At 75.2% G+C, this 12500-nt stretch carries 4 protein-coding genes; all 4 read left to right on the forward strand.

Features of this window, described 5'->3' with window-relative positions:
- Positions 1-7: 7 nt before the first annotated feature.
- Positions 8-10330 (forward strand): amino acid adenylation domain-containing protein, encoded by a 10323-nt coding sequence (locus ABUL08_RS06835; protein WP_350935577.1) that lies wholly within the window; start codon positions 8-10, stop codon positions 10328-10330.
- A gap of 36 nt (positions 10331-10366) precedes the next feature.
- Positions 10367-10573 carry an MbtH family protein gene (locus tag ABUL08_RS06840; RefSeq protein ID WP_242800568.1) on the forward strand — a complete coding sequence of 69 codons (207 nt, stop codon included), beginning with the start codon at positions 10367-10369 and terminating at the stop codon, positions 10571-10573.
- A 215-nt stretch (positions 10574-10788) separates the two neighbouring features.
- The gene (locus tag ABUL08_RS06845) at positions 10789-11238 is read left to right on the forward strand and encodes a cobalamin B12-binding domain-containing protein (protein ID WP_377522163.1); all 450 of its coding nucleotides are present in this window, start codon (positions 10789-10791) and stop codon (positions 11236-11238) included.
- Positions 11235-12488, forward strand: coding sequence for a methylaspartate mutase (locus ABUL08_RS06850; protein WP_350935582.1), 1254 nt, complete (start codon positions 11235-11237; stop codon positions 12486-12488). Before ABUL08_RS06845 ends, ABUL08_RS06850 begins: the two co-directional genes overlap by 4 nt.
- Positions 12489-12500: the final 12 nt, after the last annotated feature.

Genomic DNA, 12500 nt, shown 5'->3' on the forward strand with positions numbered 1-12500 from the left:
AAGTTCGATGCCATCGATCGACCACGCCGGGTCAGCGACCGACCCCCGGTCGGACCGGGACGGCCACCGGCCCAGCGCGATCCTCGACGGCGAGCCGCTCGCCGGGCCGGTCGTCCCGGTGGTGGCGGCGTTCGCCGCGCGGGTCGTCGCCGCCCCGGAGCACCCCGCCCTCACCGCCGGGTCGACGAGTCTCAGCTACGCCGCGCTCGACGCCGCTGTCGCGGAACGGGCCGCCCGGCTGACCGCCGAGGGCGCCGGCCCGGGCCGGCTGGTGACGGTCTGCCGGCCGCGCGGGGTGGACGCGATCGTGGCGATCCTGGCGGTGCTGCGCACCGGGGCCGCGTACCTGCCGCTCGATCCGGGGGCGCCGGTCGCCCGCAACGAGGCGATCCTCGCCGACGCCGGGGCCGGCGCGCCGCCCGCCCTGGCCGAGGTGGTCGACCGGGGCGAGGTGGTGCTGACCGCCGCGACCGTGCCGGTCGACACCGCGTACGTCATCTACACCTCCGGCTCCACCGGCACCCCCAACGGCGTGCTGGTCGGCCGGGCCGCCCTCGCGCACTTCGTGGCCGGGGCCACCCGCCGCTACGGCGTCGGCGCCGACGACCGGGTCCTCCAGTTCGCCCCGCTGCACTTCGACGCCAGCGTCGAGGAGATCTTCGTGACGCTCTGCGCGGGCGGCACGCTGGTGCTGCGCGGCGACGACATGCTCGACGTGCCGGCGCTGCTGGCCGGCTGCGCCCGGTACGGCATCACCGTGCTGGACCTGCCCACCGCCTACTGGCACGAGCTGGCGTACGCGCTCTCCACCGGGGTGGTCACGCTGCCGCCGACGCTGCGCACCGTGGTCATCGGCGGGGAGGCGGCGCTGCCCGAGCGGGTGGCCCGCTGGTGCTCGGCCGTCGGTGCCACCGTCCGGCTGCTCAACACGTACGGGCCGACCGAGGCCACGGTCGTGGCCACCGTCGCCGACCTGTCCACCCACGACGGTGGGGAGGTGCCGATCGGGCTGCCGCTGCCCGGGGTGCGGGCCGCCATCGTCGACGGTGAGCTGTGGCTGCTCGGCGGGGGACTCGCCGACGGCTACCTGGGTCGTGCCGAGCTGACCGCCCGCCGGTTCACCACCCTCGACGGGGCACCGGCGTACCGCACCGGCGACCGGGTGCGGGTCCGTCCCGACGGGCAGCTCGGCTACCTCGGCCGGTTCGACGACGAAGTCAAGATCAACGGGCACCGGATCGACCCGGCGGCGGTGGAGTCGGTGCTGCTGGGCCACCCGGAGGTGCGCGAGACCGCCGTCGTCGCCCAGGAACTCGCCGACGGGGTCAAGCGGCTCGTCGCGTACGTCGTCGGCCCGGTCACCGCCGAGGACGTCCGGGCGTACCTGTCGCAGCGGCTGCCCGCCGCGGCCGTGCCCGGCGTGGTCAGCCCGGTACGCGCGCTGCCGCGCAGCAGCACCGGCAAGATCGACCGGTCGTTGCTGCGCACCATGTCCCCGACCCGGGCCGCCACCACGGCCGAGCCGGAGCTGCCCGACTACCGCCCCGAGCCCGGCGAGGAGCTGATCCCGCTCTCCTACGCGCAGCGCCGGCTCTGGTTCCTCAACCGCCTCGAAGGACCGTCGGCCACCTACAACGTGCCGGTGGTGCTCGACCTGGCCGGCGTGCCGGACCGGACGGCGCTGGCCGCCGCCGTCGCCGACGTGGTGCAGCGGCACGAGGTGCTGCGCACCGTCTGTCCCTCCGTCGACGGCGAACCCGTGCAGCGGGTCCTCGCCACCGCCGGGGACGGCCTCTCCGTGGTGGAGTGCCCGGCCGACCAGGTCGACGCCCGGGTGGCCGAGTTCGCCGCCGGCACCTTCGACATCGCGGTCCAGCCACCGCTGCGGGTCCGTCTCGTCGTGGCCGGCCCGGACCGCTCGGTGCTGGTGCTGCTGCTGCACCACGTCGCCACCGACGGCTGGTCGATGGCGCCGCTGCTGCGCGACCTGGCCACCGCCTACCAGGCCCGGCTCGGCGGCGCGGCCCCCGACTGGGAGCCGCTGCCCGTCCAGTACGCCGACTACACCCTCTGGCAGCAGGAGCTGCTCGGCGACGTCGACGACCCGGCGAGCCTGCTCGCTCGGCAGCTCGCCTGGTGGCGGGACACCCTCGCCGACGCCCCGGCCGTGCTCGACCTGCCGCTGGACCGGCCCCGCCCCACCGAACCCAGCCACCGGGGTACCTCGATCCGGGCACTGCTCGACGCCGACACCCACCGGCGGCTGCGCCGGCTCGGCGACCAGCGGCAGGCCAGCCCGTTCATGCTCTTCCACGCCGCGCTCGCGGCCACCCTCACCCGGCTCGGCGCCGGCACCGACGTGCCGATCGGCACGCCCGTCGCCGGCCGCTCCGACGAGGCGCTGCACGACCTGGTGGGCTTCTTCGTCAACACCGTCGTGCTGCGGACCGACCTGTCGGACGACCCGGCCTTCGCCGACCTGGTGGAGCGGGTGCGGGACGCCGACCTGGCCGCGTACGCCCACGAGGAGGTGCCGTTCGACCTGGTGGTGGAGCGGCTCAACCCGGCCCGGTCGCTGGGGCACCACCCGTTCTTCCAGGTGATGCTGACCGTCGACACCGCCGTGCCGGACGAGCTGCGGATCTTCGACCTGGACGGGCGGATCGCCCCCGCCGGCCTGGACACCGCCAAGTTCGACCTCAGCGTCTCCTGCGTCGCCGCCCCCGACGGCGGGGACGTCGAGATCTGGCTCCAGTACGCGGCCGACCTCTTCGACGAGGAAACCGCGCAGCTGCTGCTGGAGGTGTACCTGCGGCTGCTGCGGGCCGTCGCCGCCGACCCGGCCCGCCCGGTCGGCGCCCTGGACGTGCTCAGCGACGCCGAACGGGAGAGCCTCGACGGGCGGCGCGCCGCCGCCCGTACCCGGACCGGCGCCGCCGTCGCGGTGACCGGCGGGCGCGCCGGCTCGCCCCGGACCGAGATCCTGCGCGGGCTCTTCGCCGAGGTGCTGAGCCTCCCCGCGGTGGCCGCCGCCGACGACTTCTTCGCCCTCGGCGGGCACTCCATGCTCGCCGTCCGGCTGGTCAACCGGATCCGCTCGGTGCTCGGCGCCGAGGTCGGCATCCGGGACCTCTTCCTCGCCCCCACCCCCGCCGCGCTGGACCGGCGGATCGGTGAGCTGACCGCCGCCGCCCGACCCGCCCTCGTACCGGCCGCCACCGCCGAACGGGTGCCGCTCTCCTACGCGCAGCGCCGGCTGTGGTTCCTCAACGAACTCGGCGGGCCGAGCGCCGTCTACAACCTGCCCGTCGCGCTGCGGCTGGACCGGCACCTCGACCCGGCCGTGCTGGCCGGGGCGCTCGCCGACGTGGCCGACCGGCACGAGGTGCTGCGCACCGTCCACCGGGTGGTCGACGGCGAGCCCTGCCAGGTCGTCCTGGCGGGCGTACGCCCCGAACTGACCGTGCGGGACGTCCCCGCCGACGGTCTCGGCGCGGCGGTCGACGCGGCGGCCGGGCACGTCTTCGACCTGGCCGGGGAGATCCCGTTCCGGGGGTGGCTGCTGCGGGTGGACGACGGCTCCCAGGTGCTGGTGGTGCTGGTGCACCACATCGCCGGGGACGGCTGGTCCACCGGCCCGCTCCTGCGCGACCTGGCGATCGCGTACGCCGCCCGCGACGCGGGCCACGCTCCCGACTGGGCGCCGCTGCCCGTGCAGTACGCCGACTACACCCTCTGGCAGCAGGACCTGCTCGGCGACCCGGCCGACCCGGCCAGCCTGTTGGCCCGGCAGCTCGACTTCTGGCGGACCGCCCTGGCCGGCGCGCCGCAGGTGCTGGAGCTGCCCGCCGACCGGCCCCGCCCCGCCGAGGCCACCCACCGGGGCGACCTGGTGCCCTTCACGCTGGACGCCCGGACGCACGAGGCGGTGCTGCGGGTGGCCCGGGACACCGGGGCGACGGTGTTCATGGTGCTCCAGGCGGCCCTGGCGGCGTTGCTGTCCCGACTCGGTGCGGGCACCGACATCCCGATCGGGACCGTCATCGCCGGTCGCGGTGACGAGGCCCTGGACGACCTGGTCGGGTTCTTCGTCAACACCCTGGTGCTGCGTACCGACGTCTCCGGCGACCCGACGTTCGCCGACCTGGTGGCGCGGGTGCGGGACGCCGACCTGGCCGCGTACGACCATCAGGACCTGCCCTTCGAGCGGCTGGTGGAGGAGCTGAACCCGACCCGCTCCACCGCCCACCACCCGCTCGTGCAGGTCATGCTGGTGCTCCAGAACGCCACCGGCGGCGACACCGAGCCCGACACGGTGCTGGCCGGCGAGGAGCTGTCCTTCCGGGCCGGGGTGGCGAAGTTCGACCTGACCCTCGCCGTGCAGGAACAGCACGACCCGACCGGCGCGCCCGTCGGCATCGTCGGCGCCGTCGAGTACGCCACCGACCTCTTCGACCCGCCCACCGTCACCCGGCTCGCCGCCACCCTCGCCCGGCTGCTCGCCGCCGTCACCGCCCACCCCGACACCCCGGTCCGCGACGTCGACCTGCTCACCGCCGACGAGCGGCACGAGGTGCTGCACACCTTCAACGACACCACCGGACCCGCGCCGGACCTGCGGGTCACCGAGGTCTTCGCCCGGCAGGTCGCCGCCCACCCCGACCGGGACGCGCTGGTCTGCGGCGCCGAACGGATGACGTACGCCCAGCTCGACGCGGCCGCCAACCGGCTCGCCCGGCACCTGGTCGACCTCGGCGTCCGGCGCGGCGACACCGTCGGCGTCCTGCTGGACCGCGGCCTCACCATGGCCGTCGCCGTGCTCGCCGCCCTCCAGTCCGGCGCCGCGTACGCCCTGCTCGACCCCGAGTTCCCGGACGCCCGGCTGGCCGACCTCATCGGCGACGCGGCGGTCGCCGCGCTGGTCAGCGACGGCACGCTGGTCGACCGGCTCGGCGCCGCCCGACCCGCCCGCACCGTGCTGCTCGACGAGGCCGCCGCCGGCCTGGACCGGCTGCCCGCCGGACCCCTCGACCTGCCCGGCGACCCCGGCGACCCGGCCTGCGTCATGTTCACCTCCGGCTCCACCGGCCGACCCAAGGGGGCGCTGTCGGCCCACCGGGCCATCGTCGGCACCCTCACCGGGCAGCACTTCGTCGACTTCGGACCGGACCAGGTGTGGGTGCAGGCGGCGCCGGTCTCCTGGGACGCGTTCGCGCTGGAGTTCTGGGGGGCGCTGCTGAACGGGGCCACCTGCGTGCTCCAGCCCGGCCAGCGCCCCGAACCGGCCCGGATCGCCGAGCTGGTCACCGCGCACCAGGTCACCACCCTCTGGCTCTCGGCCGGCCTGTTCAACCTGATGCTCGACGAGCACCCCGACACCCTCGCCGCCGTCCGGCAGGTGGTCACCGGCGGCGAGGCGCCGTCGGTGGAACACCTGGCCCGGGCCCGCCGCCGCTTCCCCGAGCTGCGCCTGGTGCACGGGTACGGCCCGGTGGAGAGCATGATCTTCACGAACTGCCACCCGGTCGACGCCCCGCCCCGGACCGCCCCCGTCCCGGTCGGCGCCCCGCTGGCCAACCGCCGCTGCTACGTCCTCGACGACCGGTTGCGGCCGGTCCCGGTCGGCGTCACCGGGGAGCTGTACGTCGCCGGCACCGGCCTGGCCGACGGCTACCTGCACCGGGCCGGGCTGACCGCCGCCGCGTTCGTCGCCGACCCGTTCGGCCCCACCGGCGCCCGGATGTACCGCACCGGTGACCTCGCCCGGTGGACCCGCGCCGGCACCGTGGAGATCGTCGGCCGCGCCGACGACCAGGTGAAGATCCGCGGCTTCCGGATCGAGCCGGGGGAGGTCGCCGCCGTGCTGGCCCGCCGGCCCGGCGTCGGCGGGGTCACCGTCGTCGTCCGTGAGGACCGGCCGGGGGACAAGCGGCTGGTGGCGTACCTGACGCCGGCCGACCCGGACGACCACCTCGACGTGGTCGAGCTGCGCCGCGACGCCGCCGCCGCGCTCCCCGCGCACCTGGTGCCGGCCGCGTTCGTGGTGCTGGACCGGCTGCCGCTGACCGCCAACGGCAAGGTCGACCGGGCCGCGCTGCCCGCCCCCGAGTACGGCCCGACCAGCGCGTACCGGGCCCCGCGCACCCCGGCCGAACAGCTGATGTGCGACCTGTTCGGCGCGGTGCTCGGCGTGCCGAAGGTCGGGGTGGACGACGACTTCTTCGCCCTCGGCGGGCACTCCCTGCTCGCCGCCAAGCTGGTCAACCGGATCCGCGCGGTCCAGGGGACCCAGGTCGGCGTCCGGGACCTGTTCCAGGCGCCCACCCCGGCCGGGCTGACCCGCCGGGTCGGCGAGCTGGGCGGCGGCACCGTCCGGCCCGCGCTGACGCCGACCGCGCCGACCGGCCGGGTGCCGCTGTCGTACGCCCAGCACCGGCTCTGGTTCCTCGGCGAGCTGGACGGGCCCGGCGCGGTCTACAACATCCCGGTCGCGCTGCGGCTGGACCGGGACCTCGACCCGGACGTGCTGGCCGCCGCGCTGGCCGACGTCGCCGGCCGGCACGACGTGCTGCGCACCGTCTACCGGGCGGTCGACGGCGAGCCGTACCAGGTGGTCCTCGCCGACGGTCGGCCGGAGCTGACGGTGCGCGACCTGCCCGCCGACGAGCTGACCCCGGCGATCGAGGCCGCCGCCGGGCACGTGTTCGACCTGGCCGCCGAGGTCCCGCTGCGGGCCTGGCTGCTGCGGCCGGCGGGCGAGCGTCAGGTGCTGGTGGTGCTGGTGCACCACATCGCCGGTGACGGCTGGTCGATGGGGCCGCTGCTGCGTGACCTGTCGACCGCGTACCGGGCGCGGGCGGCGGGCCGGGCACCGCAGTGGACGCCGCTGCCCGTCCAGTACGTCGACTACACCCTCTGGCAGCGCCGGCTGCTCGGCGACGCCGCCGACCCGACCAGCCTGCTCGCCCGGCAGCTCGACTTCTGGCGTACCGCCCTGGCCGGCGCGCCGCAGGTGCTGGAGCTGCCCGCCGACCGGCCCCGGCCGGCGGTGGCCAGCCATCGGGGCGACGTGGTGCCGTTCGGCCTCGACGCGGAGACCCACGCCGCCGTGCTGCGGCTCGCCCGCGGCAGCGGCGCGACCCTGTTCATGGTGCTCCAGGCCGCCTTCGCGGTGCTGCTGTCCCGGCTCGGCGCCGGCCCCGACATCCCGATCGGCACCGTGGTGGCGGGCCGGGGCGACGAGGCCCTCGACGACCTGGTCGGGTTCTTCGTCAACACCCTGGTGCTGCGCACCGACGTGTCGGGCGACCCCACCTTCGCCGACCTGGTGGCCCGGGTGCGGGACGCCGACCTGGCCGCGTACGACCACCAGGACCTGCCCTTCGAACGCCTGGTCGAGGAGCTGAACCCGGCCCGCTCCACCGCCCACCACCCGCTGTTCCAGGTGATGCTGCTGGTGCGCAACACCGCCGAGGTGGACCCGACCGGCTCGCCGTTCGCCGGCACCGAGGTCCCCTTCGACCTCGGCACGGTCAAGTTCGACCTGACCCTCTCGGTCGGCGAACGGCAGGACGACGCGGGTGCCCCAACCGGCCTGGACGGGGTGCTGGAGTACGCCGCCGACCTGTTCGACCCGGGCACCGCCGCGCTGCTGGCCGACCGGCTGGCCCGGCTGCTCACCGCCGTCGCCACCGACCCGGACCAGCGGGTCGGCGACGTGGACCTGCTCGGCGCCGACGAGCGGCGGCGGTTGCTGGTCGACTACAACGACACGACCGTGCCGGCGACCCGGGGTGGGGTGCACGAGGCGTTCCAGGAGCAGGCCCGGCTCACCCCGGACGCGATCGCGGTCACCTTCGGCGACCGGCGACTGAGCTACGCCGAGCTGAACCGGCGGGCCAACGCGCTGGCCCGGCGACTCGTCGCGGCGGGCGTCAGGCCACAGTCGACGGTCGGGGTGCTGATGCGGCGCGGCGCCGACCTGATCGTGGCGAGCCTCGCGGTGCTCAAGTGCGGGGCCGCGTACGTCCCCGTCGGCACCACCCTGCCGCCCGCCCGGGTCCGGATGGTCATGGCGGACTCGGCGGCCACCGTCCTGCTCGTCGACGCCGACGCGGCGGCCCACCCGGCGCTGCCCGACGAGCGGGCGCACGGCACCCGGGTCGTACCCTTCGACGGGCCGGCCGGCGACCGCGACGACGACCTGGACCTGCCGCTGGACGACCGGTCCCTGATGTACGTCATGTTCACCTCCGGCTCCACCGGCCGGCCCAAGGGCGTCGGCGTCACCCACCGCAACGTGCGGGAACTCGTCGCCGACCGGTGCTGGAACGCCGAGCACCACCGCCGGATGCTGGTGCACTCGAACTACGGCTTCGACTCCTCCACCTATGAGATCTGGGTGCCGCTGCTCACCGGCGGGGAACTGGTGATCGCCGAGGGGGAGGGCGCCGACCTCGGCGAGCTGGCCCGGACCATCACCCGCCACGACGTGACCGCCGCCTACTTCACCATGGGCCTGTTCCACGTCATGGCCGACGAGGGCCTGGACACCCTGGCCCGGCTGAAGGAGGTGTGGACCGGCGGCGACGTCGCCTCCCCGGCGGCGGTACGCCGGGTGCTGGAGCACTGCCCCGACACGGTGCTGGTGCACAGCTACGGGCCCACCGAGGTCACCTTCGCCTCGCACCACCAACGGTTCGACACCGACCGCCGGGAGTTCACCGGCGTCCACCTGGGCCGGCCGCTGGACAACACGCGGACGTACGTGCTCGACGAGCGGCTGCACCCGGTGCCGCTGGGTGCCACCGGCGAGCTGTACCTGGCCGGCGACCAGGTCGCCCGCGGCTACCTGGGCCGGCCGGCGCTGACCGCCGAACGGTTCGTCGCCGACCCGTTCGACCCGGCCGGCGGCCGGATGTACCGCACCGGTGACCTGGTCGCCTGGACCGGCCGGGGTGAGCTGCGCTTCGTCGGCCGGGCCGACGGGCAGGTCAAGATCCGGGGCTTCCGGATCGAACCGGTCGAGGTGGAGGCGACCGTCGCCGCTCATCCCGGCGTCGGCCAGGTCGCCGTGGTCGTCCGCGAGGACCGGCCCGCGGACAAGCGCCTCGTGGCGTACGTGGTGCCGGCCGACGGCGCGACGGTGGACGAGGCGGCGCTGCGGGCGGACGCCGCCCGGACCCTGCCCGGCTACATGGTGCCCTCGGCGGTGGTGCTGCTCGACCGGTTGCCGGTCACCGTCAACGGCAAGCTGGACCGTCGGGCCCTGCCCGCCCCCGCGCACGCCGGACCCGGCGGCCGGGCCCCGCGCACCCCGGACGAGCAGCGGATGTGCCAGCTCTTCGCCGACGTCCTCGGCGTCGACACGGTGGGCGTCGACGACAACTTCTTCGACCTCGGCGGCCACTCCCTGCTGGCCACCCGCCTGGTCAGCCGGATCCGCACCACCTTCGGCCGGGACCTCGGGGTCCGCGACCTGTTCCAGCACCCGACCGTCGCCGGGCTGCTCGGCGAGCCCACCGGTGGCGACGCGCTGGGCGTGCTGCTGCCGCTGCACCCCGAGGGCACCCGCCGGCCGCTGTTCTGCGTCCACCCCGGCGCCGGGATGAGCTGGTCGTACGCGGGCCTCGCCGCGCACCTCGGCCCCGACCAGCCGCTCTACGGCCTGCAGACCCGCGCGTTGAGCACCCCCGGCTACCGGGCGACCGGCGTCGCGGAGCTGGCCGACGAATACCTGACCGAGATCCGGCGGGTGCAGCCGCACGGGCCGTACCGGCTGCTCGGCTGGTCCTTCGGCGGGGTGGTGGCGCACGCCATGGCCGTCGCCCTGCAACGGGCCGGGGAGCAGGTGGAGCTGCTGGCCATGATGGACGCCTACCCGGTGTCGGCGGAGGACGCCGCCCGGCCCCGCGACGACCGGGAGACCATGCGGATGCTGGTCGGCGACGACGACGGCGAGGCCGACGACCTGCCGCCCGGCTTCCTCGACCGGTACGACCCGCACGCCGTCGTCGAGGTGCTGCGCCGCCGGGACCCGGTGCTCGCCGGCTTCACCGCCGACGAGGTGCACGCATTGGTCCTGGCCGCGGTCAACCACGCCGAGATCATGGCGGCGTACCGGCCGGAGGTCTTCGCCGGTGACCTGCTCTTCTTCTCCGCCGGTCGGGCCGACTCCGCCGGCGTCACCTCGCCGAAACTGTGGGAGGAGCACATCGCCGGCGCGGTGGAATGCCACGACATCGACACCACTCATCTGCGGATGACCGAAAGGGAACCCCTCGCGGAAATCGGCGGCATCCTCGCCGGAAAGCTCGCCGACACCGCGTGAGAAACACGTCCGGAAACATCGAGAGAGGAAACTGACATGGCGAATCCGTTCGACGACGCCGACGGCACCTTCCTGGTCCTGACCAACGACGAGGGACAGCACTCCCTGTGGCCCGTCTTCGCGGCGGTGCCGGGTGGCTGGCAGACCGCCTTCGGGCCCGCCGGCCGGCAGGAGTGCCTCGACCACATCGAGGGCGCCTGGACCGACATCCGCCCGAGGAGCCTGGTCGCCCAGTACGCGTGAGCCCAGCTCAGGACGGCCCCCCGCGACACCGCGGGGGGCCGTCGTCGTGTGTGGACAGGGTCGCCCGGCGGCTTTCGACTGCCCGCCTTCCTGCCTCTGCAACTACCGTTCGGCGCCTCCGACCGCCCCTAGATTCGTCCTTGTGCAAAACGGAACCGCCGGATGCGTCGACCGCATCCGGAACGGGCGTCCCCCTGTCTGTTCGGAGAGCCTCGATGGCGCTGTCGCAAGGCACAGGCACAGTCCTGTTGGCCGGTACCGTCTCTGATTCCCACACCTGGAACCTGGTGTTTCTCGAACTGTTTCTCCAGGAGCAGGGCCGGCGCGTGGTGAACCTCGGCCCGTGCGTACCGGAGGAGCTGCTGGTGCGGCACTGCCGCACCGACGCCCCCGACCTGGTGGTGATCAGCAGCGTCAACGGCCACGGCTGGACCGACGGCCTCGCCGCGATCACCCGGCTGCGGGCGGAGCCCGACCTGGCCGGCCTGCCGGTGGTCATCGGCGGCAAACTCGGCCTCGACGGGCGCGACGACGCCGACGGGGTGGCGCGGCTGCGCGACGCCGGCTTCGACGCCGTCTTCGACGACGGCGACCTGGTCGCCTTCGAACGGTTCCTGACCGCGCTGACGGTGGCACCGTCGGCCGCTGCGGGGCGGCCGGCATGACCGCGCCGACCGGGCGGCCGGCGAGCCCCTTCGGCCGGTTCGTCGCCGACGCCGCCGCCGCCGGGCGGCTGGTCGTGCAGCCCCGGATGGGCTTCAGCGACCTGCGCCGGATGCGCGCCGGGCTGGAACGGACCAGGTTCGCCGCGGCCACCACGGTCGGCACCGTCACCATCGACAGCTACACCCGGGTCGGCGCCCACGCCGCCGCCCACCGGGCCCTCACCGAGGGCGTCCCGCTCAACGGCTACCCGATCGTGGCGTATCCGGTGGCGACCACCCGCGCGCTGCTGGACGGGGTGCACGACGACTCCTTCCCGGTGCAGGTGCGCCACGGGTCGTCCCGGCCGGAACCGATCATCCGGGCGCTGGTCGCCGCCGGCCTGCACGCCACCGAGGGCGGCCCGGTCTCCTACTGCCTGCCGTACGGGCGCACCCCGCTGGGCGAGTCGGTCCGCAACTGGGCGCACGCCTGCGAGCTGCTGGCCGAGCTGGCCCCGGGCACCGCACACCTGGAGAGCTTCGGTGGCTGCCTGCTCGGCCAGCTCTGCCCACCCGGGCTGCTGGTCGCGATCAGCCTCCTGGAGGGGATCTTCTTCGCCCGGCACGGGATCACCAGCGTCTCGCTGAGCTACGCCCAGCAGACCGACCCCGGCCAGGACCTGGAGGCCGTCCGCGCGCTGCGCCGGCTGGCCGCCGAGTTCCTGCCGGCGCAGGTGGACCGGCACGTCGTGCTCTACACCTACATGGGCGCCTTCCCCACCTCGCCGCGCGGCGCGCGCCGACTGCTGGCGGCCTCCGCCGAAATGGCGGTCCGCGCCGGGGCGGAACGGCTGATCGTCAAGACGGTCGCCGAGGCGCACCGGATCCCTACCGTGGAGGAGAACGTCCGGGCCCTGGAGACGGCCGCCGCGACGGCGGGCGTCACCGAGCCGTACGCGGGCGAGCCCGTCGACACCGGCGTGTACGCGGAGGCGCGGGCCCTCGTCGAGGCGGTGCTCGACCTGCACGACGACCCGGGCGAGGCGCTGCACGCGGCGTTCCGCCGGGGCCACCTCGACGTGCCGTACTGCCTGCATCCGGACAACGCCGGCCGGTCCCGAAGCTGGATCGACGACGCCGGCCGGCTGCGCTGGTCGGCGGTGGGCCGGATGCCCATCCCCACGCCCCCGCCGGGCCCCGACCGACCGGCGATGACTTCGACGCGACTGCTGTCCGCCCTGCACACCGTGGCGCGCAGGTACGACCAATGAGACCGGGAGGCG

Origin of the sequence: Micromonospora sp. CCTCC AA 2012012 (assembly GCF_040499845.1) — a bacterium.
GTDB classification, from domain to species: Bacteria; Actinomycetota; Actinomycetes; order Mycobacteriales; family Micromonosporaceae; genus Micromonospora; species Micromonospora mangrovi.